The organism is Arthrobacter sp. Marseille-P9274, assembly GCF_946892675.1.
In the GTDB taxonomy this organism is placed as follows: Bacteria; Actinomycetota; Actinomycetes; order Actinomycetales; family Micrococcaceae; genus Crystallibacter.
This window is the reverse complement of the sequence record NZ_CAMPOV010000001.1, coordinates 2,202,766-2,228,658: the sequence shown is the minus strand read 5'-3', so window position 1 is coordinate 2,228,658 and position 25,893 is coordinate 2,202,766. Positions and strand designations below refer to the sequence as shown.

The 25,893-nt window shown below is 66.8% G+C and carries 21 protein-coding genes and 1 tRNA gene; 17 read left to right on the top strand and 5 right to left on the bottom strand.

Features of this window, described 5'->3' with window-relative positions:
- Positions 1–26 precede the first annotated feature (26 nt).
- The 6 genes from OC550_RS10150 to OC550_RS10125 all read left to right on the top strand — a co-directional run bounded on the left by OC550_RS10150 (position 27) and on the right by OC550_RS10125 (position 8,255).
- Positions 27–121, top strand: a tRNA-Sec gene (locus tag OC550_RS10150).
- 23 nt (positions 122–144) lie between these two features.
- Positions 145–1,476, top strand: coding sequence for an L-seryl-tRNA(Sec) selenium transferase (selA, locus tag OC550_RS10145; protein WP_262105666.1), 1,332 nt, complete (start codon positions 145–147; stop codon positions 1,474–1,476).
- A gap of 2 nt (positions 1,477–1,478) precedes the next feature.
- Entirely contained in the window at positions 1,479–3,266 is a 1,788-nt protein-coding gene (selB, locus tag OC550_RS10140; protein ID WP_262105665.1) for a selenocysteine-specific translation elongation factor, read from the top strand.
- 513 nt (positions 3,267–3,779) lie between these two features.
- Positions 3,780–5,579, top strand: coding sequence for an ABC transporter family substrate-binding protein (locus OC550_RS10135; RefSeq protein ID WP_262105664.1), 1,800 nt, complete (start codon positions 3,780–3,782; stop codon positions 5,577–5,579).
- Between the two features lie 109 nt (positions 5,580–5,688).
- On the top strand, positions 5,689–7,230 hold the full coding sequence (locus OC550_RS10130) for an ABC transporter permease (protein ID WP_262105663.1): 1,542 nt from the start codon (positions 5,689–5,691) through the stop codon (positions 7,228–7,230).
- Positions 7,227–8,255: an ABC transporter permease gene (locus OC550_RS10125; protein ID WP_262105662.1), complete on the top strand. Its 1,029-nt coding sequence runs from the start codon at positions 7,227–7,229 to the stop codon at positions 8,253–8,255. The genes OC550_RS10130 and OC550_RS10125 overlap by 4 nt, the downstream gene beginning before the upstream one ends.
- Positions 8,256–8,289: 34 nt before the next feature.
- On the opposite strand, the gene OC550_RS10120 is transcribed toward OC550_RS10125, so the two are convergent.
- A complete protein-coding gene (locus OC550_RS10120; RefSeq protein ID WP_262105661.1) occupies positions 8,290–8,910 on the bottom strand; it encodes a PH domain-containing protein in 621 nt (206 codons plus the stop codon).
- A gap of 97 nt (positions 8,911–9,007) precedes the next feature.
- Here OC550_RS10120 and OC550_RS10115 point away from each other — a divergent pair, with 97 nt between their 5' ends.
- From OC550_RS10115 to OC550_RS10085, 7 genes are all read left to right on the top strand, one after another.
- Positions 9,008–10,828: an ABC transporter ATP-binding protein gene (locus OC550_RS10115; RefSeq protein ID WP_262106310.1), complete on the top strand. Its 1,821-nt coding sequence runs from the start codon at positions 9,008–9,010 to the stop codon at positions 10,826–10,828.
- Between the two features lie 537 nt (positions 10,829–11,365).
- A complete protein-coding gene (locus OC550_RS10110; protein WP_262105660.1) occupies positions 11,366–12,994 on the top strand; it encodes an ABC transporter substrate-binding protein in 1,629 nt (542 codons plus the stop codon).
- A gap of 135 nt (positions 12,995–13,129) precedes the next feature.
- On the top strand, positions 13,130–14,056 hold the full coding sequence (locus OC550_RS10105; RefSeq protein ID WP_262105659.1) for an ABC transporter permease: 927 nt from the start codon (positions 13,130–13,132) through the stop codon (positions 14,054–14,056).
- Positions 14,049–15,005: an ABC transporter permease gene (locus OC550_RS10100; protein WP_262105658.1), complete on the top strand. Its 957-nt coding sequence runs from the start codon at positions 14,049–14,051 to the stop codon at positions 15,003–15,005. Before OC550_RS10105 ends, OC550_RS10100 begins: the two co-directional genes overlap by 8 nt.
- Positions 15,002–16,693, top strand: a complete 1,692-nt coding sequence (locus OC550_RS10095; protein ID WP_262105657.1) for an ABC transporter ATP-binding protein — start codon at positions 15,002–15,004, stop codon at positions 16,691–16,693. Before OC550_RS10100 ends, OC550_RS10095 begins: the two co-directional genes overlap by 4 nt.
- A 184-nt stretch (positions 16,694–16,877) precedes the next feature.
- Positions 16,878–18,800 (top strand): translational GTPase TypA, encoded by a 1,923-nt coding sequence (gene typA, locus OC550_RS10090; protein ID WP_262105656.1) that lies wholly within the window; start codon positions 16,878–16,880, stop codon positions 18,798–18,800.
- Positions 18,801–18,809: 9 nt separating this feature from the next.
- Positions 18,810–19,349: a hypothetical protein gene (locus tag OC550_RS10085; protein WP_262105655.1), complete on the top strand. Its 540-nt coding sequence runs from the start codon at positions 18,810–18,812 to the stop codon at positions 19,347–19,349.
- Here OC550_RS10085 and OC550_RS10080 read toward each other — a convergent pair.
- Both OC550_RS10080 and OC550_RS10075 read right to left on the bottom strand, forming a co-directional pair.
- Complete coding sequence (locus OC550_RS10080) at positions 19,346–19,840, bottom strand: transcriptional regulator (RefSeq protein ID WP_262105654.1); 495 nt, start codon at positions 19,838–19,840, stop codon at positions 19,346–19,348. The two genes, OC550_RS10085 and OC550_RS10080, sit on opposite strands and share 4 nt — an antisense overlap.
- A gap of 42 nt (positions 19,841–19,882) precedes the next feature.
- Complete coding sequence (locus tag OC550_RS10075) at positions 19,883–20,116, bottom strand: hypothetical protein (RefSeq protein WP_262105653.1); 234 nt, start codon at positions 20,114–20,116, stop codon at positions 19,883–19,885.
- A gap of 88 nt (positions 20,117–20,204) precedes the next feature.
- Here OC550_RS10075 and fdxA point away from each other — a divergent pair, with 88 nt between their 5' ends.
- The 3 genes from fdxA to OC550_RS10060 all read left to right on the top strand — a co-directional run bounded on the left by fdxA (position 20,205) and on the right by OC550_RS10060 (position 23,082).
- Positions 20,205–20,528, top strand: coding sequence for a ferredoxin (gene fdxA / locus OC550_RS10070; RefSeq protein WP_262105652.1), 324 nt, complete (start codon positions 20,205–20,207; stop codon positions 20,526–20,528).
- A 4-nt stretch (positions 20,529–20,532) separates the two neighbouring features.
- Positions 20,533–21,657 carry a succinyldiaminopimelate transaminase gene (gene dapC, locus OC550_RS10065; RefSeq protein ID WP_262105651.1) on the top strand — a complete coding sequence of 375 codons (1,125 nt, stop codon included), beginning with the start codon at positions 20,533–20,535 and terminating at the stop codon, positions 21,655–21,657.
- A gap of 141 nt (positions 21,658–21,798) precedes the next feature.
- Entirely contained in the window at positions 21,799–23,082 is a 1,284-nt protein-coding gene (locus OC550_RS10060) for a citrate synthase (protein ID WP_262105650.1), read from the top strand.
- Positions 23,083–23,277: 195 nt separating this feature from the next.
- Here OC550_RS10060 and galE read toward each other — a convergent pair whose 3' ends face one another.
- The gene (gene galE, locus OC550_RS10055) at positions 23,278–24,294 is read right to left on the bottom strand and encodes a UDP-glucose 4-epimerase GalE (protein WP_262105649.1); all 1,017 of its coding nucleotides are present in this window, start codon (positions 24,292–24,294) and stop codon (positions 23,278–23,280) included.
- A 106-nt stretch (positions 24,295–24,400) separates the two neighbouring features.
- On the opposite strand from galE, the gene OC550_RS10050 reads away from it, so the two are divergent.
- A complete protein-coding gene (locus tag OC550_RS10050; RefSeq protein ID WP_262105648.1) occupies positions 24,401–25,012 on the top strand; it encodes a hypothetical protein in 612 nt (203 codons plus the stop codon).
- A gap of 28 nt (positions 25,013–25,040) precedes the next feature.
- Here the strand turns inward: OC550_RS10050 and OC550_RS10045 are convergent, their stop codons facing one another.
- Complete coding sequence (locus tag OC550_RS10045) at positions 25,041–25,886, bottom strand: hypothetical protein (protein WP_262105647.1); 846 nt, start codon at positions 25,884–25,886, stop codon at positions 25,041–25,043.
- Positions 25,887–25,893 lie beyond the last annotated feature (7 nt).

Genomic DNA, 25,893 nt, shown 5'->3' with positions numbered 1-25,893 from the left:
GAGCAGGGCAGTGTTAGCATCCTCTTGGAGGCGTCCGGGTCCTGGTGGGCCCCCCGGTCTTCAAAACCGGTGAGACCGAGTAGCTCGGCCTGGCGGGTTCGATTCCCGTCCGCCTCCGCCAACTGCCGCAGCGGAAGGAGGAGCGTGGCCCAAGACGACCCGCGAAGGCTTATTCCGCGTACCGATCGATTGCTCGCGCACGCGGAGCTTGGGCACGCCCGGGGACGCCTCGGCGACGATATAATTCGTTCCATCGTCCGGGGGATCCAGGACCAGGCCCGCTCCGGCCAGCTTGCGCCCGAGGAAGTCGAAGCGGAGGTCCTGGCCGCGGTATCGTCCCGCGCGGCCACATCATTGCGGCCGGTGCTCAACGCCACCGGCGTCATCGTGCACACGAACCTGGGACGCGCCCCGCTGTCGGAATCCGCTCGAAGGGCTTTGCTCACGGCGGCTGGTTATGTCGACGTCGAAATGGACCTGACGTCGGGGACGCGCGCCCGGCGCGGGGCCGGAGCGCGCCAGGCATTGATGCGCGCATGTCCCGCCGCCGAGGACGCGCTGGTAGTGAACAACGGGGCGGCCGCCCTGCTGCTAGCCACCACCGTCCTCGCCGGCACCGGCGAGGTAGTCATCAGCCGCGGGGAGCTTGTCGAAATCGGCGCGGGCTTCAGGCTTCCCGAACTGATCGAATCGACCGGAGCCCGGTTGCGGGAAGTGGGCACCACCAACCGGACGCACCTGCACGATTACGAGTCCGCCATGGGGGAGCAGACCGGCTGCCTGCTCAAGGTCCACCCCAGCAACTTCCGGGTCACCGGCTTCTCCTCAGGCGTCGGCATCAGCCAACTCCGGTCGCTGGCCGGTGAACACCGTGTTCCCTTGGTGGTGGACCTCGGCAGCGGTCTGCTCGCCCCGGACCCCGTACTGCCTGACGAGCCCGATGTCGCCAGTGCGTTGATGTCCGGTGCCGACGTCGTGATCGCCAGCGGTGACAAACTCCTGGGCGGGCCCCAGGCCGGGCTTCTGCTCGGGCGCGCCGAAGTCATCGCTAGGCTGGCGCGCCATCCGATGGCTCGGGCGCTGCGGGCGGACAAACTGGCTCTGGCCGCGCTGGAAGCGACCGTCTCCGGGGAGGCGCCGCCGGTGACAGCCGCCCTGCACGCCGACCCGGTGCGGCTCCGAGAGCGCACCGAAGCGCTCGCGGAGGCTGTCGGCTGCGCCTTTGTCGAGCACGATGGCAGGGTCGGTGGCGGGGGAGCGCCGGGCGTGCCGCTGCCCGGCTGGGCGATCCGGCTCCCCGAGGGCGTGGCCCGGTTGCTGCGCACTGGCGACCCGGCGGTGCTGCCCCGGGTCCACGGCGGTGCCTGCCTGCTGGATCTGCGGTGCATCCCGGAGGATGACGATGAACGGCTGGCCGATGCCGTGCGGGCAGCCCTGGCGCGCATCGGCGAACCACTCGGGACCGGAGGCAGCTGAAGATGTTCGTGGTGGCCACCGCCGGACATGTCGATCACGGCAAGAGCACCTTGGTGCGCGCGCTGACCGGGATGGAGCCCGACCGGTGGGCCGAGGAGCGCCGCCGCGGGCTGACGATTGACCTGGGCTTCGCATGGACCCGGCTGGCATCGGGCAGGGATGTGGCGTTCGTGGACGTCCCGGGGCACGAACGATTCCTTGGCAACATGCTGGCCGGGCTCGGGCCGGCGCCTGCGGTGTGCTTCGTCGTCGCCGCCGATGAAGGCTGGCAGGCCCAGTCCAGCGACCATCGCGACGCCATCGCAGCCTTGGGGATCAGCCACGGGATCGTGGTGCTGACCCGCAGTGACCGCGCACCCGACGGCGCAGACGAGGTACTCGCGCGGGTGCGGGCCGAGCTCAGGGGCACCGGTCTGCGCGACGCGCCGGCCGTCGCCGTGTCCGCGGTCGACGGGACCGGACTCGACGAGCTGCGCAGCGCGATGGATGACATGCTGACGTCTTTGCCCGAAGCAAAGCCAGACGCGCGCGTGCGGTTGTGGATCGATCGGTCGTTCACCATCAGTGGCGCCGGAACGGTCGTGACCGGAACCTTGACGGCTGGCACGCTCGCCCAGGGCGACCGTTTGCTGCTGATCGGCCACGACGGCGCCAGACCAGTGGCGGTGCGGGCCCTGCACAGCTGCAATGTGGCCGTCGGCTCCGTTGGCCCCACCAGCCGCGTCGCCGTCAACCTCCGGTCCGGCCTATCCGCTGACGCCATCCACCGCGGCGACGTTCTCGTCACCGGGGATAGCTGGCCGGTGGTGGACACCGTCGACGTCCGGCGGACCATGGGTGCCTCTTTCGCAGACGCACCAGGGCAATTGCTCGTCCACATCGGCACCGCCGCCGTGCCCGGTCGCATGCGTCCGTTCGGTGCGGACCACGCCCGCCTGACCCTCGACCGTCGGTTACCCCTGGAACTGGGCGACCGTTTGGTGCTGCGGGCGACCGGTAGCCGATCGGTCTTGGCCGGGGCACAGATCCTCGACGTCGAACCGCCCGCGCTCGACCGCCGCGGCGATGGCAGCCGGCGGGCCGGCGTCCTGGCCACCATGCCACCCGGCGGGGACGCGCTGACGGAAGTGGCCCGCCGGGGTGCCGTCCGAGTCGAACAATTGCGCCGGATGGGTGTTGCCGGGCTGCGCCGGGTGCCCGACGGGGTAAGGGCCTTTGGCGAGTGGTGGGTGCACGAACCCGTCTTCGACGCGTGGCGGCGGCGGCTGCGCAGCGCCGTGGAGCAACTCGGCGAGCAGGACCCGTTGGCGGCCGGGCTGTCCCTCGGAGCCGCCAAGGACCTGATCGGACCGGCCCGCGGCGCGCTGCTGGAAGCGGTTGTCCGGGAAGCTGGACTGGAGCACCGTGCGGGCTACATCAATCTCCCAGGGCAGCGCCAGGACCTCGGCGCGGCAGAGTACGGGATCGGAGCGCTGGAGAACCGGCTGAAGGTCGCGCCGTTCGCTGCCCCCGAAGCCCACGATCTGCATGCCCTCGGCCTGGGAGCCCGCGAACTGGCGGCAGCCGAGCGCAGCGGCCGTCTGCTGCGGCTCGGCGATGGCGTCGTCCTGCTGCCGCGGGCACCTGCCCTGGCCATGCGGGAGCTCGCCGCCTTGCCGCAGCCGTTCACGACCAGTGAGGCGCGCAAGGCATTGGACACCACTCGACGGGTCGCGATCCCGCTACTGGAGTACCTCGACAGCCGCGGCTGGACCAGGCGGCTGGACGCGACCCGTCGGACGATCGCCTGAGATTGGGACGCGACGCCGGATGGTGGTCACGGCGCCGGAGCGGGAACTGCGATCCTGTCGTTCGCCGGGCAACGGGCACGGTGGCGATGCATCTGCGCTACGGAACGCAGTTGAGTTCCGATCCAATGCCCAACAGGCCGCGTCCTCCGCGCTCCGCACGCTCTTCCAGTTAGGTGTCAATAACTGACTCCTGATGCCGCAGGCGTCCAAGGACCTGCGGGCCTCGGACGCCTGCGGCATTTCCCGCGTATTTCGCGGAGGTTTCCGGGGTGCGACGCTTTGTGAAGTACATGTTTGAGACCGTGACGCGGTCCGTCGTCTTGGTTGCATCTCGATAACAAGTCGGTTGTGAAGCAAAATTTTTATACCCAATTCTGCGGCCTCGGTCTACTCTCTTATCCATGTGAGGCGGGCCACTGGCGTGGAGGGGGTCTCAATCGTTTCAACCACGCCAGTGGCCCTTCTCCGGTGACCTCGCAGAGGCATCTTCATCATGAGATACAAGGAGGCGGAATGCGTTTCGGACGTTATTCCAAGGCAATCGGAGTTGCAGCAGTCGCGGCTCTGGCACTGAGCGCCTGCGCATCGGCAGGCGGCGGCGCCGAATCTACGGGGGAAGCCAGCGCGACCGGCGGAACCATCAGCGTTGCGGAAGTCAACGCGTTCAGTTCGTTCAACTCCGACACCGCTGCTGGCAACGTCGACGTCAACGGCAAGGTCGCCTACATGACACGGGGCGGCTTCTACCACATCGACAATGAGCTCAACGTCGTCCGGAACGAAGAATTCGGTACCTACGAAAAGGTCTCCGACGACCCGCTGGTCGTGAAGTACACGGTCAAGGAGGGCGTCACCTGGTCGGACGGGGAACCGGTCGACGCTGGAGACCTGCTGCTGAATTGGGTAGCCGAATCCGGCTATGCCAACGATGCCAAGAGCAACGAGGAAGGCGAAGTCACCTCGGGCACTAACTACTTCGACTACGCGGGCGACACCAGCGGCCTTGGGCTGACCGGGATTCCCGAGATCGGTGACGACGGCCGCTCGATCACCCTGACCTACTCCAAGCCCTTTGCCGACTGGGAAATCGCCTTCGGAGGTCTCCAGGACGGAGGCATCGGCATGCCGGCGCATGTTGTTGCCGAGAAGGCAGGCCTTGCCGACGAGCAGGCTTTGATCGATCTGATCAACGGCCTGGAGCGCGGGGACGCGGAGAAGCCGGCCAAGCCCAATGCCGAGCTCAAGGCCGTGGGAGATTTCTGGAATACCGGCTTTGACAGCAAGTCGCTGCCGGGGGACACCTCGCTTTACCTCTCCAGCGGTCCCTTCATCGTGGACAGCGTTACGCCGGACCAGTCAATCACGCTGGTTCGCAATGATTCCTACAACTGGGGCCAGAAGCCGAGCATCGACGAGGTGACGATCCGGTTCATCGGTGCCGCACCCGACCAGGTACAGGCGCTCAAGAACGGCGAAGTGGACATCATCGCCCCGCAGCCGTCGGCGGATACTGTCGAACTGCTCAATGCCATCGACGGCGTGACGGTCCATATCGATGACCAGCTGTCCTATGACCACCTCGACCTCAACTACAGCGGCGTCTTCGCGGATGCGGACGTCCGCGAGGCGTTCATGAAGGCCGTGCCCAGGCAGGCCATCGTTGACCGCATCGTCAAGCCGATCAAGGAGGACGCCGCGCCGCTCAACTCGCAGTTCTTCGTTCCCGCGCAGGAGGCGTACACTCCCTCGGCGGAAGGCAACGGCTCCTCGGCCTACGCCGAACCGGATATCGACGGCGCCAAGAAGCTCCTGGCGGGCAAGACTCCTGAGGTCCGGATCATGTACAACAAGGACAACCCGAACCGTGCCGACGCGTTCTCCCTGATCCAGGAGTCTGCGGAGAAGGCCGGGTTCAAGGTCGTCGACGGCGGTCTGGGTGCCTCCGACTGGGGTGCTGCGCTTGGCAAGGGCGGTTACGACGCCTCCATCTTCGGCTGGATCAACTCGGGCGTGGGCGTCTCCGGCGTGCCGCAGATCTTCCGGACGGGAAGCGGCTCCAACTACAACGGATTCTCCGACCCGAAGGCCGACGCGCTGATGGACGAGCTGATGGTCACCATCGAACCGGCCGAACAGGACAAGCTGATCACCCAGATCGACAAAATCGTGTGGGACTCCTTCTACGGACTGCCGCTGTTCCAGGCGGTCGGACTGGACGCTTACAACAGCGACCGGGTCGAAGGCGTCGTCTACCAGCCGAACCAGACCGGCGTGTTCTGGAACTTCTGGGATTGGAAGGTCAAGGGCGAGTAGTACCCCTGGCGTTCTGTTAGCGAACTAAGCGAAGGCGCCGGGACCACGAGCAGGACGGTCCCGGCGCCTTGGCATTCTCCAGAAGTGAAAATCGAGGTCTTTCGACACCATGGTGACCTACATCGTGCGGCGGCTCTTCACGGCCGTGCTTATTCTCCTAGGCGCTTCGTTCCTGGTGTATCAGCTGACGGCCCTGTCGGGTGACCCACTTGCCGACCTACGGGAAAGCAACCAGCCGAACAAAGAACAACTGATCCAGCAGCGCGTCGAGTTGCTGAACCTGGACGTCCCTGCCCCTCTCCGCTATTTCCACTGGCTCGGCGGAGCCGCCCAGTGCCTGGTGCCCTTCGTGGGCCGCTGCGACCTGGGTTTCGCCATCAACGGGCAGCCCGTCACCGAAGCACTGGGCCGCGCGATGGGGATGACCATCCTGCTGGTGACCGGTGCAGCCATCCTGGCGGTCGTCATCGGGGTGTGCCTCGGCATCGTGACAGCACTGCGGCAGTACAGCACCCTGGATTACGGGGTGACCTTCATGGCGTTCCTCTTCTTCTCCCTGCCCGTGTTCTGGGTCGCGGTCCTCCTGAAGGAATACGCGGCGATCGGCTTCAACAACTTCCTGCGCGAGCCCCACATACCGCCGGCCACCATCGCCGTGATCTCTTTGGTCAGCGGGCTGTTGTGGTATATCTGCGCGCGCGGCAGCGTCAAACGCCGGCTCCTGGCCGCGGTCACGGGATTCGTCCTGGCTGCGGGCATCCTGTGGGCATTGTCCGTGACACGCTGGTTCAGCACACCAGGGCTCGGCCTCGCGGTGATCCTGATCGCCGGCGTCGCCATTGCCTTCGGCGCGACAACCCTCGCGGCGGGGCTGAAAAACCGCAGGGCGCTCTACTCCGCGCTGGCCGCGGTGGCAGTCGGGCTGGTCTTGTACTTCCCGCTCCAGCCGCTCCTGGCGCAGGCCACTACGCTGATGATCGCGCTCCTGGCCATTGCCACCGTCCTGGTGGGGATCGGTATCGGCTACCTGATGGGCGGCTACGACCGCCGGCAGAATATAAATGCCGCCGTCATGACGGCGGTCCTGGTTGCCGGGATGGTCCTGCTGGACCGTTACATGCAGGCCTGGCCGGCCTACTTCGACAACTCACGGATCAACGGCCGCCCGATCGCCACGATCGGCTCCGAAACGCCCAATTTGCAGGGCGACTACTGGGTGCAGGGGCTGGACACGTTCACGCACCTGCTGTTGCCGACCATCGCCCTGCTGCTGATTTCGCTGGCCTCTTACAGCCGGTATGCACGCTCGTCGATGCTGGAAATCATGAACATGGACTACATCCGGACGGCGCGGGCCAAAGGCCTGGGGGAGCGGACCGTCGTCATGCGCCATGCGTTCCGGAACGCGCTGATCCCCATTGCCACGATCGTGGCCTTCGACATCGGCGGCCTGATCGGCGGCGCGGTCATTACCGAACGCGTCTTCGCTTTCGCCGGCATGGGGCAGCTCTTCATCGAGGCCCTGCTGCGCGTGGACCCGAATCCCGTCATGGGTGTCTTCCTCGTGACCGGCATCATGGCTCTCGTCTTCAATTTGATCGCGGACCTGCTCTACTCCGCGCTGGACCCGCGAGTGAGGGTTAAGGTATGACCACGACGACAACTTCGGCACCGGAAATACAAGGTGCCGGCCCGGAAAAGCAGGGCTTAAGCCAGGGCCAGATCGTCCGGAAGAGGTTCATCGGAAACGCTGCGGCGATCGCGAGCCTGGTCATCTTCGTCCTGATCCTGGTTCTGGCGTTCTCCGCCGGCGGATTCATGGGCATCCCTGGATGGTGGAAGTACACCCACAACGAAGTCAATGACCTGATCAATGGCGGGCGTCCGACGCTGCAGTTGTTTCCGTTCAACTTCGGCGAGCACCCGTTCGGGCAGGACCGGCTGGGCCGGGACACGTTCGCGCAGACCATGCGGGGCGTGCAGATCTCGGTCCTCGTCATGTTCATCATTGGCATCGTCGGCGGCGCGTTCGGCGTGGTCATCGGGGCGTCGGCCGGCTATTTCCGCGGCTGGGTCGACACTGTCCTGATGCGCCTGACCGACGTCGTGATCGTCATCCCGCTGATCATCCTCGCAGCGGTCCTGGGCCAGATGGCCAGCCGGGTGGTGGCGTCCAACCTGCAGCCCCTGGCCCTCGGACTGATGGTGGGGCTGGTCGTATGGACGGGACTGGCCCGGCTGGTGCGCGCCGAGTTCCTCTCCCTGCGCGAGCGGGAATTCGTCGATGCGGCGCGCATAGCCGGTGCCTCCAGTACCCGGATCATCTTCCGGCACATCCTGCCCAACGCTGTCGGAGTGATCATCGTCTTCGTGACGCTCAGCATGTCCTCGGCGATCCTGCTGGAGACCTCCTTGTCCTACGTCGGCATGGGCGTCAAGGCGCCTGATGTGTCGCTCGGCCTGCTGATTAGCCAGAACCAGGAGGCCTTTTCGACCCGTCCCTGGCTGTTCTGGTGGCCGGGCATGTTCATCGTCGCCATCTGCCTTTGCATCAACTTCATCGGAGATGGCCTGCGTGACGCGTTCGATCCCCGCCAGAAGAAGTTCAGCGCGAAGCGGGCACGGGATGTCGTGGCCCGCCGGCCGGGCCCCGCGGGGCCGGCGAAGGAGCTGTGAAATGACGCTCCCCGCGGCGCCGAAGCCGGGACGGTCACGCCGCGATCGCCAACACGGCCGCGGCTACCAGCGCGGCGCCCACGGCGAGCACTGTCCAGTTGACGCTGACGCGCGCCCGGGAGGCCTCGGCCATGCCCGGTTCCACGGCGCCGGACGCGAGCAACGCGGACCAGCGCTGCCGGACGTGGTAGGCGGCCGTGCCGGAATCAGAAGTGGCCAGGTCTCCGGGCCTCACCGAGCCGGCGGGGCCGTAGGTGGTCTCGGGCAGTCCCCGTATGTGGTCTGGCTGCGCGCGCTGGACCGCGAACAGGCCGGGGGCCGGAGCGGACCAGGCGCTATAGCGGCCCGAGGCTGTCACGAGGGTCAAGGCGTACTTGGTATCGACGGTGACGAGGGCGTGCCACGGCACATCGATGGTGCGGATCGGATTCCGAAGCCTGACGCCGTCGTCGGAAATAACGACGGCGGGAAACCAGGCCAGCCACCACGCCACATAGGCCGCCGCCATGAGCGGCCAGGATTGCAGGAGGCCGGTGCCGCCGTGGGTCAGCAGGGCGGACCCCGCGCTGACGGCCGCGATCAGCCATACGATGCCGGTCAGCCAGGGGGCGCTTCTGGCTCGGAGGACAACGGGTCCGGTGTTGCGGGCGGGCATGGCTCCATCCTTGCAGTTGCCGGCACCAGGGCACTAACGGGACCAGCCGCCGTCGGACTCCCGAAAAACGTTAGAAGGACGAAGCACCATGACTGAAATGATCGATCCGGTCATCCCCGCCCCGACCGAGGATGTTGCCGGCGAACCCGGCAGGCCCGTCCTGCAGGTCACCGACCTCAGCGTGGATTTCGGCGTGGACAAGGAATGGGTCCCGGCGGCCATCGACCTGAACTATGAGGTGCGTGCCGGCGAGGTGCTGGCGCTGGTGGGGGAGTCCGGTTCGGGCAAGAGCGCCAGTTCCATGGCCCTGCTGGGGCTCCTGCCGCCCAACAGCCGCGTGAGCGGAAGCGTGAAACTCAACGGCCAGGAGATCCTGGGCCTCGGCCCGGCAAAGCTGCGCCGGCTCCGTGGCAACGACGTCGCCGTCATTTTCCAGGAACCGATGACGGCGATGAACCCCGTGTACACAATCGGTTTCCAGATCGTCGAGACGCTCCGCCTGCACAATGCCATTTCTCCGGAGGAAGCGCGCGAGCGTGCCCTCCGGCTACTGGAATTGGTGGAACTGCCGGACCCCGCCAAGGCGTTCAAGTCCTACCCGCACCAGCTCTCCGGCGGACAGCGCCAGCGGGCCATGATCGCGCAGTCATTGTCCTGCGACCCCAAGCTGCTGATCGCTGACGAACCCACCACGGCACTGGACGTTACTGTCCAGGCGGAAATCCTGGGCCTCATGCGCAGCCTGAGGAACAAGCTGGACAGCGCCATCGTCCTCATCACCCATGACATGGGCGTGGTCGCCGACCTGGCGGATAAAATCGCGGTGATGCGGAACGGCCGGATCGTCGAAACGGGTACGGCCGAGGAGATCTTCAGCAATCCGCGGCACGAATACACCCGGCAGCTGCTGGCGTCCGTGCCGAGGCTGGGCGCCAGCCATGAGCGCGGCGAAGCGGAGGTGGACGTCACTGCGGCCCTTGCCTCGGCAACGGGCGTCACCTTGGACATCGTCGACGACGACGAGATGAAGCGCCGCGAGGAAGAGAACGAGGCCGCCCTGGCCCGCGCCGCGGAGGAAGCGGTCCACGGTGACCCGGTGCTGGAGTTGGCCGGTGGTGCTATCGATTACCCGAAGCAAGGCAGGGTTCCGGCCTTTAGGGCAGTGGAGGGAGCCGACCTGGTGATCTACCCGGGCCAGGTGGTCGGACTGGTGGGCGAGTCGGGTTCGGGCAAGACCACAATCGGCCGGGCCGCCGTGGGCCTGCTGCCGGTGGCCGAAGGCTCGCTCAAGGTGGCAGGCCAGGAGATTGCGGGGGCCAGCCGCAAGCAATTGCAGTCGCTGCGCAGGAACGTGGGCATGGTGTTCCAGGACCCGTCGTCGTCTCTGAATCCGCGGTTGCCGATCGGCGAGAGCATCGGAGAGCCGATGTACCTTGCCGGAGTGGCGAAGGGCGAAGCGCTGCAGAAGAAGATCGAGGTCCTGCTGGATCAGGTGGAGCTGCCGCGGGCCTACCGGAACCGGTATCCGCACGAGCTCTCCGGTGGCCAGAAGCAGCGTGTCGGCATCGCCCGGGCATTGGCGCTGCAGCCCAAGCTGATGGTCGCGGACGAGCCGACCTCGGCGCTGGACGTTTCCGTGCAGGCCAAGGTGCTGGAGCTGTTCCGCGATCTGCAGCGGGAACTGGGCTTCGCCTGCCTGTTCGTCACCCACGATCTGGCGGTCATCGACGTGCTCGCGGACCGGATCTGCGTTATGCGGCACGGCAACATTGTCGAGCAGGGAACCCGCGACGAGATCCTGCGCAATCCCCAGGAGGCCTACACGCAGCGGCTGCTGGCGGCGGTTCCGCTGCCCGACCCCGTCCTGCAGCGCGAGCGCAGGGAGCTCAGGGAACAGCTGCTCGGGTCGGGGAGCTGAGCGGGACCGGTAGGGAGGAGCCGGAAGCCCGAATGCTCCGACGCGAATTGGGGGCCCGGTATTGCAATAGGGTCTCGCCCAATTGGGTTAGCTGCGGAAGCGGGAGGCCGGAGATACACTGAATCCCGGAGGCACTGCCCAGCGCCTCCGGCCTCTGGCGAAGGGCTGGTCAGGATGTATTCCTTCGAGCGTCAACGGACGGCAGCCGTCCGCACAGCGCCCTTCGTGGTGCCGCGGGCCTAGGGGCAGCCATGTCGAGATCCGCATCCGGGCAGTATGCCGCCCTTCCCAGTGAATCGTTATTCCCCGTGCCTTCCCGCAGGCGGCCGGCAGGCCGGAGCCGCGCTTCACCGGGACGGATCCCCCTCCCGGCGCACCGCCGGTCCGAAATTGCAAGGAACCTGTAAACCACATACTGTAACCCGGGTCACTTCTGACGTGGCCGCCAAAGCTCGGCGCTGGAGGGACACCGAAACGCGACGATCCACCCGGCGCCCGTATTCCGCCCGGGAATTGACTAGCTACTGAGGAGGCGGAATGCGATTTGCTCGCACTTCCAGAATTGTTGGCCTCGCGGCCGCGGCTGCGCTGGCCTTGAGCGCCTGTGGGGGCAGCGGCGGGGGAACGGACGGTGCCGATGCCTCGGCAGTCATTACCGCCAACACCACCGAGCCGCAGAATCCGCTCGTGCCCACCAATACGAACGAGGTCGGTGGCGGCCGGGTCGTCGACCTGCTCTTCGAAGGCCTGATCAGCTACGACGCTTCCGGTGCGCCGGTCAATGAGGTCGCCGAATCCATCGAGACCAAGGATTCGAAGAACTACACCATCACCCTGAAGCCGGACCAGAAGTTCACGAACGGCGACCCGGTCACGGCCAGTTCTTTCGTGGACGCCTGGAACTACGGGGCTGCGGCGGAGAACGCGCAGTTGAACGAGTACTTCTTCGACAGCATCGCCGGGTATGACGAGGTCAGTGCCAAGGACAGCAAGAAGAAGGAGATGTCCGGTCTGAAGGTCCTCGACGACAAAACCTTCACCGTGGAACTGGCCCAGCCGGAGTCGGACTGGCCGCTGCGGCTGGGCTACACGGCCTTTTCGCCGCTTCCCGAGGCCGCCTTCCAGGACATGGAGGCGTTCGGCGAGAACCCTGTTGGCAACGGTCCTTACAAGCTTTCCGGTGACGGTGCCTGGCAGCACGACGTCGAGATCGCCCTGGTGCCGAATCCCGACTACACGGGCACCCGCGCTCCCAAGAACGACGGCATCACCTTCAAGATCTACTCCGGCTTCGAGGCGGCCTACCAGGACCTGCTGGCCAACAACCTCGACCTGCTCGACACGATTCCGCCGAGTTCCCTGAAGAACTTCAAGACGGACCTCGGCGAGGGGCGCTACCTGGAGAAGCCGTATGCGGGCAACCAGGCCATCACCATTCCCGATTACCTCGATGAGTGGAAGGGAGAGGCGGGGGATCTGCGCCGCAAGGCCATCTCCATGGCGATCAACCGTCCCGAAATCACGAAGGTGATCTTCTCCGGCGGCCGCGAGCCTGCCACGGAATTCACCGCGCCGGTGATCGACGGCTACGACCAAGGCATCACGGGCAGCGAAGTGCTGAAGTTCGATCCGGAGGAGGCTCGCAAACTCTGGGCCCAGGCGGACAAGATCGAGCCGTGGGGCGACAAGCCGTTCACGATCTCGTACAACTCCGACGGCGGCCACAAGGAGTGGATCGACGCGGTGGCGAACAGCATCAAGAACGAGCTGGGCATTGACGCGCAGGGGAAGCCCTACGCGACCTTCGCCGAGGTCCGGGAGATTGCCACGTCCAAGAATCTCGAGGGCGCGCTGCGCACGGGCTGGCAGGCCGACTACCCGTCGCTGTACAACTTCCTCGGCCCGACCTTCGGTACCGGAGCCGGTTCCAATGACGGCGATTACTCCAACAAGGAGTTCGACGCCAAGCTCCGCGAGGGACTGTCCGCCAAGAGCCCGGAGGCCGGGACCGCGGCGTTCAACGAGGCCCAGGAAATCCTGCTGCAGGACCTGCCCGCCGTGCCGCTGTGGTACCAGGTCCGCCAGGTCGGCTGGAGCGAGAACGTGGACAAGGTCGACACTGCCTGGAGCGGTGTCCCGATCTACCACCAGATCACCCGCAAGTAGCCTGAGCGGCCCGTGGGGTCCGGCACTTTGGCCGGGCCCTGCGGGCTTTTCCACGACGGCGGCTAATCTAGAGCGAACGGGCAAAGGACTCATGCAGACTCACACGTATCATCCCTCCGACGGCGGGGCAGGCTGATGACCTGGTACGTCGCCCGGCGGTTCCTGCAAATGATCCCGGTATTCTTCGGGGCGACCTTCATGGTCTACTTCCTCGTCTTTTCGCTTCCCGGGGACCCGATCCAGGCGCTGTTCGGCGACCGTGCCGTCAATCCGACCGTCGCCGCCCAGCTGCGGGAGCAGTACAACCTGGACCAGCCCTTCCTGGTCCAGTACTTCCTGTACCTGAAGAACCTGGTGACATTCAATCTGGGCAACGATTTTTCCGGCCGCCCAGTGGCCGAGGTCCTGGCCCAGGTCTTTCCGGTGACGATCAGGCTGGCGATCCTTGCGCTCCTGTTCGAGGCCGTCTTCGGCATCATTTTCGGCGTGATCGCGGGCTTGAGGAAGGGCCGCTTCTTCGACGGAACCGTCCTGATCGCGTCCCTGGTCCTCATCGCCGTCCCGATCTTCGTGCTCGGCTTCGTCCTGCAATACGTCGTGGGCGTCAAGCTCGGCTGGGCCAAGCCGACGGTCGGCGCGCAGGCCGGGTGGTCCGACCTGATCCTGCCGGCCATCGTGCTCGGCCTGGTGTCCCTGGCCTACGTCATCCGACTGACCCGGACGTCGGTCATCGAGAACATGAACGCGGACTACGTGCGCACTGCCACGGCGAAGGGACTGTCCCGGCCACGCGTCGTCGTCGTCCATATCCTGCGGAACTCCATGATCCCCGTGGTCACCTTCCTCGGGGCGGACCTGGGCGCGCTCATGGGCGGGGCGATCGTCACGGAAGGCATTTTCAACGTGCCCGGCGTAGGGCAGCGGCTGTACCAGTCGGTCCTGCGCGGAGAGGGACCGACGATCGTGTCGATCGTCAGCGTCCTCATCCTTGTCTACATCCTGGCCAACCTGGTCGTGGATGTGCTGTACGCCTGGCTCGACCCGAGGATCCGCTATGCCTGAGTACCGCAGAGACCACATCGAACACTACGTCGCACCGATCGAGGAGACGCCGCTGCAGGCGACCGACAAGGTCGCCGAGGACGTCCAGCCGCTCAGCCTGTGGGCCGAGGCGTGGCACAACCTGCGCCGCCAGCCGCTGTTCATCATTGCCTCGGTCCTGATCCTGCTGATCGTCGTGGTGGCGCTTCTTCCGGGGCTCTTCACGCAGACTGAGCCGAACGCGAACTGCCAGCTGGCCAATTCCGACGGCGGTCCCGCGCCGGGACATCCGCTCGGCTTCACGGTCCAGGGCTGCGATGTCTACGCGCGGCTGATCTACGGCACGCAGGCCTCGCTGACGGTCGGCATTTTCGCGACCCTCGGTGCGTTGCTGGTCGGCGGCGTGCTGGGCGCCATCGCCGGGTTCCACGGCGGATGGCTGGATTCGGTCATCGCCCGGATCGGCGACGTATTCTTCGCCCTGCCGCTGATCCTCGGAGCGATCATCATCATGCAGCTGCCGTTCTTCCGGGAAAACCGCAATGTCTGGACCGTGGTGATCACGCTGGTGGTGTTCGGCTGGCCGCAGGTCGCACGCATTACCCGCGGCGCCGTCATCTCCGTGCGCAACGCGGACTTCGTCACGGCCGCGCGTTCGCTGGGCGTGTCGCGGGCGGCGGCGCTGGTGCGGCACGTCATCCCGAACGCGCTGGCACCCGTCATCGTCGTGGCCACCGTCAACCTGGGCATCTTCATCGTGGCCGAGGCCACCTTGTCCTTCCTGGGGATCGGCCTGCCGCCGGCCGTGATGAGCTGGGGCAATGACATTTCCGCAGCCCAGGTTTCGCTGCGGTCGAACCCGTCGACCCTGCTCTGGCCCGCCGCCGCGCTGTCCGTGACCGTGCTGAGCTTCATCATGCTCGGGGACGCCCTGCGCGATGCCCTCGATCCGAAAGCCAGGAAACGATGACGCTCATCCAAGAAGTGAACAGCACCGAGCCGCTGCTGGAAATCCGCGACCTGGCCATCACCTTCAGCAGCTCGACCGGCGACGTGCCGGCCGTCCGCAATGCGCATCTGACGGTGATGCCGGGGGAGACCGTGGCCATTGTGGGGGAGTCCGGGTCCGGCAAGTCCACCACGGCACTGGCGGCCATCGGCCTGCTGCCCGGCAACGGGCGCGTCACGGGCGGCCGGATCCTGTTCGCCGGCGAGGACCTCACCCAGGCCGGTCCAAAGCGGATCATGGAGCTGCGCGGCAATTCCATCGGCATGGTTCCCCAGGATCCGATGTCGAGCCTGAACCCGGTCTGGAAGATCGGCGCCCAGATCAAAGAGACCCTGCGGGCCAACGGGCTGCCCTCGGGTCCGGGCGACGTAGCCCAGGTGCTGGCCGAGGCGGGCCTGCCGGACGCCGAGCGGCGGGCCCGGCAGTTCCCGCACGAATTTTCCGGCGGCATGCGGCAGCGCGCGCTGATCGCGATCGGGCTCTCCTGCCGTCCCCGGCTGCTGATCGCGGACGAGCCGACCTCCGCCCTGGACGTCACCGTGCAGCGGCAGATCCTGGACCACCTCGAGAACATGACGGCGGACCTCGGCACGGCGGTGCTGCTAATCACCCATGACCTCGGCCTCGCGGCCGAGCGCGCCCGGAAGGTCGTGGTCATGTACAAGGGCCAGGTCGTGGAATCGGGCTCCGCGCAGGAAATCCTGACGAACCCGCGGCACCCGTACACGAAGCGCCTGGTGGAGGCGGCGCCGTCGTTGTCCTCCCGCCGCATCCAGTCCGCGCGGGCGGCGGGGATCGACTCCGCCGACCTCCTGGCGCCGGTGGCGGAAGCCGCGGCCGCGGCGGACAACGTGATCGAGGTGCAGGACCTGACCAAGGTATTCAAGCTCCGGGCCGGGTTCGGCAAATCCACGGACTTCACCGCGGTCGACGGCGTTTCCTTCTCCATTAAGCGGGGAACAACGACGGCGGTGGTAGGGGAGTCGGGGTCCGGCAAGTCCACCGTGGCGCGCATGGTGCTGAACCTGGAGACGCCGACGTCGGGCCGGATCCTCTTCGACGGCGTGGAAATGGCCGGGCTGTCGCGCGGGGAACTGCTGAAGTTCCGACGCCGGGTGCAGCCGATCTTCCAGGACCCGTACGGCTCGCTGGATCCGATGTACAACATCTTCCGGACCATCGAGGAACCGCTGCGGGTGCACAAGATCGGGGACAGCCGGAGCCGCGAGGCAAAGGTCCGGAAACTGCTGGACCAGGTGGCGCTGCCGGCCTCGGTGATGCGCCGGTTCCCCAACGAGCTCTCCGGCGGCCAGCGCCAGCGCATCGCGATTGCCCGGGCCCTCGCGCTCGATCCCGAGGTGGTGATCTGCGACGAAGCCGTGTCCGCGCTCGACGTCCTGGTGCAGGACCAGATCCTCAACCTGCTGGCAGACCTGCAGCAGGAACTCGGCCTGAGCTACCTGTTCATCACCCACGACCTGGCGGTCGTGCGGCAGATCGCCGACCACGTCTGCGTCATGGAAAAGGGTCGGCTGGTGGAGACCGGCAGCACGGACAGCGTGTTCGCTTCGCCCCGGCAGGACTACACGCGGGCCCTGCTGGCCGCGATCCCGGGCGCCCGGCTGGAACTGCCGCCGGAGGTGGCCTGACCCGGCCGCCCACTGGAAGCATGGCGTACGACGGCGGGGCGCACACGCCGTCGTACGGGCCGCCAGCGTGCGCGCATTAGGTTCGTTTTGCCTTCAGACGCTAGTATGTAGATGCCCCTTTTTGAGGGCGCGGCCACGTCCGGGCCGGATTCTCCAGTTCTCAACCTGAATTGAGCCATCACGTATGTCTGAAACCACCACGTCGACGCAGAGCGCCGTCCGCAGCGACCTTCGGAATGTCGCCATCGTAGCCCACGTCGACCACGGTAAGACCACCCTGGTGGACGCGATGCTCCGCCAGACCGGCGCCTTCTCCACGCACGGCGAAGTCGAAGAGCGCGTGATGGACTCCGGTGACCTGGAACGCGAAAAGGGCATCACCATTCTGGCCAAGAACACCACCGTGTTCTACTCGGGTCCCTCGGCCAACGGCGAGAACGTCACGATCAACGTGATCGACACCCCGGGCCACGCGGACTTCGGCGGCGAGGTGGAGCGCGGCCTGTCCATGGTGGACGGCGTGGTGCTCCTGGTCGACGCCTCCGAGGGCCCGCTGCCGCAGACCCGGTTCGTCCTGCGCAAGGCGCTGGCCGCCAAGCTGCCCGTAGTCCTGCTGGTCAACAAGACGGACCGCCCCGACGCCCGGATCGACGGGGTCGTCGCGGAATCGATGGACCTGCTGCTCGGCCTGGCCTCGGACCTGGCCGACGAGGTTCCCGATCTTGACCTCGACGCCGTCCTGAACGTGCCGGTGGTCTACGCCTCCGGCAAGCTTGGCCGTGCCTCCCTGGAGCAGCCCGCGGACGGCGCCGCCCCGGACAGCGAGGACCTCGAGCCGCTGTTCGCCACCATCATGGAGCACATCCCGGCTCCTACCTACGATCCCGAGGGCGTGCTGCAGGCCCACGTGACCAACCTGGACGCCTCACCGTTCCTGGGCCGCCTCGCCCTGCTGCGCATCTTCAACGGCACCCTCAAGAAGGGCCAGACGGTGGCCTGGGCCCGGGCCAACGGCGAACTCAAGAGCGTGCGCATCTCCGAGCTGCTGGCCACCAAGGGCCTGGAGCGCGTTCCCGCCGAATCCGCCGGCCCCGGCGAGATCGTCGCTGTCGCCGGTATCGAGGACATCACCATCGGCGAAACCCTGACCGACGCGGAGAACCCGCAGCCGCTGCCGCTGATCACCGTCGACGATCCGGCGATCTCCATGACGATCGGCATCAACACCTCCCCGCTGGCCGGCAAGGTCAAGGGCGCCAAGGTCACGGCCCGCCAGGTCAAGGACCGGCTGGACAAGGAACTGATCGGCAACGTCTCGCTGAAGGTGCTGCCGACCGAGCGTCCGGATGCCTGGGAAGTCCAGGGCCGCGGCGAGCTCGCGCTGGCCATCCTCGTTGAGCAGATGCGCCGCGAAGGCTTCGAGCTGACCGTCGGCAAGCCTCAGGTGGTCACCAGGACCGTGGACGGCAAGGTCCACGAGCCGATGGAGCACATGACCATCGACGTGCCCGAAGAGTACCTCGGCGCCGTAACGCAGCTGATGGCCGCCCGCAAGGGCCGCATGGTCAACATGGCCAACCACGGCACCGGCTGGGTCCGGATGGAATTCATCGTTCCCGCGCGCGGCCTGATCGGCTTCCGCACCCGGTTCATGACCGAGACCCGCGGTGCCGGCATCGCTTCCTCCTACTCGGAGGGCTACGAGCCGTGGGCCGGCCCCATCGATTACCGCACCAACGGCTCCATGGTGGCGGACCGCGCCGGCGTGGTGACCCCGTTCGCGATGATCAACCTGCAGGAGCGCGGCTCGTTCTTCGTCCAGCCGACCTCCGAGGTGTACGAGGGCATGATCGTCGGCGAGAACTCCCGCGCGGACGACATGGACGTGAACATCACCAAGGAAAAGAAGCTCACCAACATGCGTGCGGCTTCCTCGGACAGCTTCGAGAACCTGACCCCGCCGCGGACGCTGACCCTCGAAGAGTCGCTCGAGTTCGCCCGCGAGGACGAGTGCGTCGAGGTCACCCCGGAGGCCATCCGGATCCGCAAGGTGATCCTGGACTCCAATGAACGGGCCAAGGCCAACCGCGCCCGCGCGAAGGCATAGGCTGGCTCCATGACAGCGCAGAGGCAGCCCGCCGATCCACACGAGAGCGGGCTGCCTCCCGCCTTTAACCTGCCGTCCGGCCAGCAGCTCCCGGGCGCGACGGCGGCGGGCCAGGTGCCGGTCCGGCCTTCGGAACAGGAGAACGCACGACGGCGGCGGCTGACGTCCCGCGGCTGGGGCACCGCGATCGCGGGCGGGCTGCTGGTGGCTCTGCTGGGGACGAACCTGCACAGCCAGGTCTGGTTCACCGCCGGCCAGGCTTACCCGTGGGGCGCCGCGGCGGCCCTGCTGTTCGCTGCCGCGGCGATGGTCTGGGTCGGGCTGCGGACCATGAACGTTCTCGCCGCCGGGCTGACCGGGATCATCGCCTACGTCCTCGTGGGACTGATGGCCAGCGGGCTATTCGGCGAACCGCTGATCGTCACCGCCACGTCGGCGGACAAGGAACTGGCCGTCGCCATCGCGGGCCGGATCTGGACCATCGGCCTGGCCGTCATGGTGATTTTGTCGGTCGCAGTGACCGCCTGGGCGCTCAAGCCTCGCCGCTAGTTCGCGGTCCGGTCCACGTGGTGGGCCAGGAAGATCGACGTCGCGGTGCCGTCCTCGTCGGCCGGCCGCCGCGCATACTCCTCCAGCACGGCGTGGAGCTTGTCCATCAGCTCTTTCCGGTTTGCATCGTTCAGCTTGATGCCCATGCGGGTCGTCTCGATCTCGTCCGGGGCCAGCCCGTCGATCTCCTGCAGGAAGGTCTCCACCAGCACCGGCGCGGCATCGGGCATCGCGGCGCCCCAGGAGCGGCGGGTGGCCCGGTACGGCACCTCCCGCGCGCCGCGGTTGCCCTTGCGCGGCTCCTCGGCCTCCAGGAACCCCGTGTTCAGCAGCGTCCTGACGTGGTGCAGGCTCGTCGCCGGGTTCAGGTGCAGCAGCCCGGCGATCTCCTTGTTGGTGCGCGAGCGGTGGAGGCAGAGCCGCAGGATGCGCAGCCGCACTGGCGAGCTGAGCGCCCGTCCGGTGGCCTGCAGATCCTGATCGGTTGGCATATGCCAAGCATACGTCAGAAACGCCCGGCTGATTGATGTTCCTCAATCGCTGCGGGCGCGGCGGCGCGGCGGGGGCGGAATTTCTTTGGCAGCCGTCACGGCACCCAGGTCCACCACCACATCGCCGCGCTTCGTCCGGACGGTGCACTCGCCGTCGTTAGCGGAAACCAGCTCGCCGAGGGCATCCGTGAGGCCGCCGGGGATCCGGTAGCGGACCACGACTCTGGTTCCGGGGGCCGCTGCACGGAGGAAGCCGGCCGGGGTGGGGGAGGGCACGGCACCAGTTTAGGTGAGGACCGGACGCGGGGAGATAATGGACGAAGGGCTACCCTTGGGGTAGCAGACAAGAAAGGTGCTCAAGGACGTGACGTATGTAATCGCGCAGCCGTGCGTGGATGTCAAAGACAAGGCATGCATCGAAGAATGCCCCGTGGATTGCATCTACGAAGGCGAGCGTTCGCTCTACATCCACCCCGATGAGTGCGTGGACTGCGGCGCCTGCGAGCCGGTGTGTCCCGTCGAGGCCATCTACTACGAGGACGACACCCCGGAGGAGTGGGCCGAGTACTACAAGGCCAACGTCGAGTTCTTCGACGACCTGGGCTCGCCCGGCGGCGCCGCCAAGATCGGCAACACGCACAAGGACCACCCGCTGATCGCCGCGCTGCCGCCGCAGAACCAAGACTGAGCGCATGGGCTTCGGACTGCAGCTTCCCGAGTACCCGTGGAACACCATGGAGCCGTATCGGGACAAGGCCTCGCGCCATCCGGACGGCATGGTCAACCTCTCCATCGGCACGCCGGTCGATCCGACGCCGGCCGTCATCCAGGAGGCGCTGAAGGCCGCCGCGGACTCGCCCGGCTATCCCACGACGCACGGCACGCTGAAACTGCGTGAGGCGATCGCGGACTGGTATGGCCGCCGGCGGAACGTGCCGGGCCTGGACCCGGCCGCCGTCATGCCGACGGTCGGGTCGAAGGAGCTGGTGGCCTGGCTGCCGCTGCTGCTGGGCCTGGGCAAGGACAACGTCGTGGTGCGGCCAACCGTCGCCTATCCCACCTATGACATCGGGGCCATCCTGGCCGGCGCGACGCCGGTTGCCGCCGATTCGCTCGACGAGCTGGACCCCGCCACGCGCGGGCGCGTCAAGCTGGTCTGGATCAATTCGCCCGGCAATCCCACGGGCATCGTGCGGGACACCGCCTCGATGCGCGGGCTGGTGGAGCAGGCCCGGGAGGCCGGCGCCGTCGTCGCGTCGGACGAATGCTACGCCGAGCTGGGCTGGGACGAATGGGACCAGGAGCGGGGCGGCAAGGCCGTGCCTAGCGTACTGGATCCCGAGGTGGCGCAGGGCAGCCACGAGGGGCTGCTCAGCGTGTACTCGCTGAGCAAGCAGTCCAACCTGGCCGGCTACCGGGCGGCCTTCATCGCCGGGGATCCGGTCCTGATGGCGAACCTGGTCAACAGCCGCAAGCACGCCGGGATGATCGTGCCGCTGCCCGTCCAGGAGGCGATGCGTGCCGCCCTCGGCGACACGGCCCACGTGCAGGCCCAGAAGGACCTGTACCGGAGCCGCCGGGAGCGGCTGCTGCCGGCCCTGCGGGACTTCGGGCTGCAGGTCCAGCACTCGGAAGCGGGGCTCTACCTGTGGGGCACCACGGGCGAAGACACCTGGACGGCGGTGGACCGGCTCGCCCAGCTCGGCATCGTCGTCGGACCCGGTGTTTTCTACGGCGAACGCGGAAACGGCTTCATCCGGGTCGCCCTGACCGAGGCCGACGAACGGATCGATGCGGCAGTCGAACGGCTGCGGTGACGCCCTGTAAACCTAAAAGTGACCTCCGGATTAGAAATCGCGGCCCCCGTGCCGGTAGCGTTTGATCCGAGTGTGCACATTAGCGCCGCCACTGGGACGGCGTCCGTGCAGATAGTTTCCACGACTCCTGAAGGGGACTCAATGACAGAGCAGACCGGTGCCACCCTGCAGTATGACGGCGGCCAGCTTGACCTGCCGAGGCTCAAAGCGGCAGAAGGCAATGACGGCTACGACGTTTCGAAGCTGCTGAAGCAGACCGGCGCGGTCACCTTCGACCCCGGCTTCATGAACACCGCGGCCACCACGTCCGCGATCACGTACATCGACGGCGACGCGGGCGTCCTGCGCTACCGTGGGTACCCGATCGACCAGCTGGCTGAGCACTCGAGCTTCCTCGAGGTTTCCTACCTGCTGATCTACGGCAACCTTCCCACGCCCACCGAGCTCGAGGCCTTCGACCAGAAGATCCGCCGCCACACCCTGCTCCACGAGGAGCTCAAGGGCTTTTTCAACGGGTTCCCGCGTGATGCGCACCCGATGCCGGTGCTGTCCTCGGCGGTCAGCGCGCTGTCCACGTTCTACCAGGACTCGCTGGACCCGTTCGATGACGAGCAGGTGGAGCTGTCCACCATCCGGCTGATGGCCAAGCTGCCGGTCATCGCCGCCTACGCCCACAAGAAGTCCATCGGGCAGGCGCTGCTGTACCCGGACAACTCCATGAACCTCGTGGAGAACTTCATGCGGCTCTCGTTCGGCCTGCCCGCCGAGCCGTACGAGCTGGACCCGACGATGGTCAAGGCGCTGGACCTGCTGCTGATCCTGCACGCCGACCACGAGCAGAACTGCTCGACCTCCACGGTGCGCCTGGTGGGCAGCTCCAACGCAAACATGTTCGCCTCCGTCTCCGCCGGCATCAACGCCCTGTTCGGCCCGCTGCACGGCGGCGCCAACGAAGCGGTGCTGAACATGCTGCGGCAGATCCAGTCCTCGGGCATGCAGCCGGAGGACTTCATGGAGAAGGTCAAGAACAAGGAAGCCGGCGTCCGCCTGATGGGCTTCGGTCACCGGGTGTACAAGAACTACGACCCGCGTGCCCGCATCGTCAAGGCCACGGCGCACGAGATCCTCAGCAAGCTCGGCGGCAACGACGAGCTGCTGGACATCGCGATGCGACTCGAAGAGAAGGCCCTGGCGGACGACTACTTCATCGAACGCAAGCTGTACCCGAACGTCGACTTCTACACCGGCCTCATCTACAAGGCCATGGGCTTCCCGGAGAAGATGTTCACGGTGCTCTTCGCGATCGGCCGCCTGCCCGGCTGGATCGCCCAGTGGCGCGAGATGATCAAGGACCCGCACACCAAGATCGGCCGCCCGCGCCAGCTGTACACGGGTGAACTGGAGCGCCAGTACCCCGCCCGCTGAGCCTCGGCCGGCGTACGACGGCGGCAAGTGCCTTAAGCGAGTGTGTCCCCCGGAGCAGTCCGGGGGACACACGCGTTTAACGCGCGCATCCCGGTGGGCATATGACCTGGAAGCGGACGCCTTCCCTCGAAAAGCAGATACGGCCCTTTCCAGCGTTGGAGAGGGGCCGTATCTGCTTTGGTGGATCCCGCCGGACTAGGAGCCGGCGTAGCCGTTCGGGTTCTCCTTCTGCCAGCGCCAATGGTCCTGGCACATCTGCTCCAGCGACCGCTCGGCGGACCAGCCCAGCTCGGCCAGGGCAGCGGTGGGGTCGGCGTAGCTGACCGCCGCGTCGCCCGGCCGGCGGTCGGTCAGCTCGCGGGGGATCTCGAAGCCCGCGGCCTTGCCGAACGCCTCCAGCACCTCGAGGACGGAGGAACCGCGGCCGGTACCGAGGTTCCAGCGGCGCACGCCGGAGCGGCCAGCGATGTAGTCCAGCGCGGCCAGGTGCCCGGCGGCGAGGTCCATGACGTGGATGTAGTCCCGCACGCCGGTGCCGTCCGGCGTCGGATAGTCGCTGCCGAAGACGCGGACCTTCTCGCGGCGGCCGACCGCCACCTGTGCGACGAACGGCAGCAGGTTGTTGGGCACGCCTGTCGGGTCTTCGCCGATCCGGCCGGACTCGTGCGCGCCGACGGGGTTGAAGTAGCGCAGCAGCGCGATGCGCCAGCGTTCGTCCGACGCCCCGAGGTCGGACAGGATGTCTTCGATCTGTTCCTTGGTCCGCCCGTACGGGTTCGTGGCGTCCAGCGGCATTTTCTCGGTCAGCGGGACCTGGTCGGAATTGCCGTAGACCGTCGCGGACGAGCTGAAGACGATGGTCCGCACATCGTGGGCCTCCATGCAGCGCAGCAGGTTCAGCGTTCCGGTGACGTTGTTGTGGTAGTAGCGCAGCGGCTGTTCCACCGATTCGCCGACGGCCTTCAGCCCGGCGAAGTGGATCACGGCGTCGATCTTCTCCGCATCGAAAACCTCGCCCAGGGTGTCGACGTCGAGCAGGTCCACCTTGCGGAAGGCCGCGGTGCGGTTGGCCAGTTCCTGCACCCGCCGCAGCGACTCCTCGCTGGAGTTGGCGAGATTATCGACCACGACGACGTCGTGCCCGGCCTCGAGCAGCGCCAGCGTAGTGTGCGAGCCAATGTAGCCGGTTCCCCCGGTAACCAGAATCCTCATGGTTACAGCCTAGTTCCTGGCGCTATCGAGTCGGTATTTGACGGTGGTCGCGGGCAACACCTGCGTCTAGAGTGGATCTAGGACGTCGGGAAAGGAACCCTCATCGATGGAGCACACCGGCAGCTCGGGCTGGCGCATTACCGCCGACACCTCGGCGCAGATGCTGATGGCCTTGTACTTTCATGATGTTGCCGGGCTGGACGGGGCAGGTTTCCCCGCCGTTTCGGCAGCGGAACCCTACATCCGCCGGGCCGATCCACGGCAGTTGACCGCCCACGTCGGCGGCCCGGTCGCATTGCGGCGGGAATGGGAACAATGGTGGTCCGGCCTAGTGAAGGAAGAAACCGGGAACACCGCTGCCTTGGATCCTCCGGCCTTCGAATCGTTCAAGGACAGCCCCGCCCTGCAACTGGTGATGCAGGCCCACTACGGGGCCGCCACGACATGGGCCCGCGAACGCAAGGCGGAATACCAGCGGGCGGCGCAGGAGCGGGAGGCCAGCGGGCGGGCCAAGCTCATCAGCCAGCTGGTGCAGGACCGGGAGATGGAACTGGGCCGCGACGCGCGGCAGTTCGAGCTGAAGCTGATCGAGCTACCGCTGCATGAGGCCCGGGCCTGGTACGTGGAACCGAACCGCATGATCCTGAGCCAGAAGCTGATCGAGGACGAGGCCGCCTACCGCAGCTTTGTCCAACCCGTCGTCGAACTGCTCGTATAGCGCCAGCTTGGCCTGAAGGCCGGGCGGCTCAGGCCGCGTCCGCCAGGGTGATGGTCACAGTGCCGGGCTCCGTTCCCGCCGTGGACCAGCCGCCGGCCCCGCGCTGCCAGCTCAAGCCGGCGAAGGCGACCGCGTCGATCTTCAGTTCCTTGGCCGAGGCAACCGCCCATTGGGCGACGGCCCAGCCGGTGGTGTCATCGACGCTGACCTGCAGCTGGTTGCCATGCACCGAGGTCTGGAGTTCCGGGTAGGCGAGCTCCAACTGCTCCTGGACGGACGCGGCGTTGCCGGTCCCCTCGGCCGTCTTCAGGACGCAGTTCAGTGCTGCGGGGGAGTGGCCCGTCAGGGCGGAGGCAAAGGCCTTGCCTTCCCCCTCGTGGTCCGCGTAGGCCTCCGGATAGGCGCTGCGCTGGACCTTTTGCGCGGCTTCGGTGATCGGCATGGACTCGTAGTCCGGGACCTGTTCGAGCTCCTCGAAGAAGCGGTTGGTGGCATAGACCGGGTCCATCACCTGGTCCTCCGTGCCCCACCCTTGCGAGGGCCGCTGCTGGAACAGTCCGCGCGAATCGGGCCCGGCGTTGTCGCCGTGCCCGATGTTGCGCAGCTTGGACTCCTGGATCGAGGTGGCCAGGGCAATCGAGGCAGCCCTGGCCGGCAGGCCTCGCTGGACCGCGATTCCCGAAATCAGGGCTGCGTTCGCGGCCTGGTCCGGAGCCAGTTCAAAGGTCTCCGGACCGACCACGGCCATGCAGCGCTCCCGCACTAGGATTTCCGACCGCTGGATCGACGACACGGCGAGCCATACCCCACCGGCCACCAGGGCAACCAGCAGCAGCAGCACCAACAGGCTGCGTCGGCGTTGGCGTCGAACCATATGGCGG

Bases quoted from the DNA above. Each gene is read 5' to 3' on its own strand.
- dapC (WP_262105651.1), top strand. From the start codon at position 20,533: ATGGGCTTCGGACTGCAGCTTCCCGAGTACCCGTGGAACACCATGGAG.
- OC550_RS10045 (WP_262105647.1), bottom strand. From the start codon at position 25,886: ATGGTTCGACGCCAACGCCGACGCAGCCTGTTGGTGCTGCTGCTGCTG.
- galE (WP_262105649.1), bottom strand. From the start codon at position 24,294: ATGAGGATTCTGGTTACCGGGGGAACCGGCTACATTGGCTCGCACACT.
- OC550_RS10105 (WP_262105659.1), top strand. From the start codon at position 13,130: ATGACCTGGTACGTCGCCCGGCGGTTCCTGCAAATGATCCCGGTATTC.
- OC550_RS10135 (WP_262105664.1), top strand. From the start codon at position 3,780: ATGCGTTTCGGACGTTATTCCAAGGCAATCGGAGTTGCAGCAGTCGCG.
- OC550_RS10050 (WP_262105648.1), top strand. From the start codon at position 24,401: ATGGAGCACACCGGCAGCTCGGGCTGGCGCATTACCGCCGACACCTCG.
- OC550_RS10115 (WP_262106310.1), top strand. From the start codon at position 9,008: ATGATCGATCCGGTCATCCCCGCCCCGACCGAGGATGTTGCCGGCGAA.
- OC550_RS10100 (WP_262105658.1), top strand. From the start codon at position 14,049: ATGCCTGAGTACCGCAGAGACCACATCGAACACTACGTCGCACCGATC.
- OC550_RS10085 (WP_262105655.1), top strand. From the start codon at position 18,810: ATGACAGCGCAGAGGCAGCCCGCCGATCCACACGAGAGCGGGCTGCCT.
- OC550_RS10130 (WP_262105663.1), top strand. From the start codon at position 5,689: ATGGTGACCTACATCGTGCGGCGGCTCTTCACGGCCGTGCTTATTCTC.
- OC550_RS10060 (WP_262105650.1), top strand. From the start codon at position 21,799: ATGACAGAGCAGACCGGTGCCACCCTGCAGTATGACGGCGGCCAGCTT.
- OC550_RS10125 (WP_262105662.1), top strand. From the start codon at position 7,227: ATGACCACGACGACAACTTCGGCACCGGAAATACAAGGTGCCGGCCCG.
- OC550_RS10095 (WP_262105657.1), top strand. From the start codon at position 15,002: ATGACGCTCATCCAAGAAGTGAACAGCACCGAGCCGCTGCTGGAAATC.
- OC550_RS10120 (WP_262105661.1), bottom strand. From the start codon at position 8,910: ATGCCCGCCCGCAACACCGGACCCGTTGTCCTCCGAGCCAGAAGCGCC.
- OC550_RS10080 (WP_262105654.1), bottom strand. From the start codon at position 19,840: ATGCCAACCGATCAGGATCTGCAGGCCACCGGACGGGCGCTCAGCTCG.
- OC550_RS10110 (WP_262105660.1), top strand. From the start codon at position 11,366: ATGCGATTTGCTCGCACTTCCAGAATTGTTGGCCTCGCGGCCGCGGCT.
- selB (WP_262105665.1), top strand. From the start codon at position 1,479: ATGTTCGTGGTGGCCACCGCCGGACATGTCGATCACGGCAAGAGCACC.
- typA (WP_262105656.1), top strand. From the start codon at position 16,878: ATGTCTGAAACCACCACGTCGACGCAGAGCGCCGTCCGCAGCGACCTT.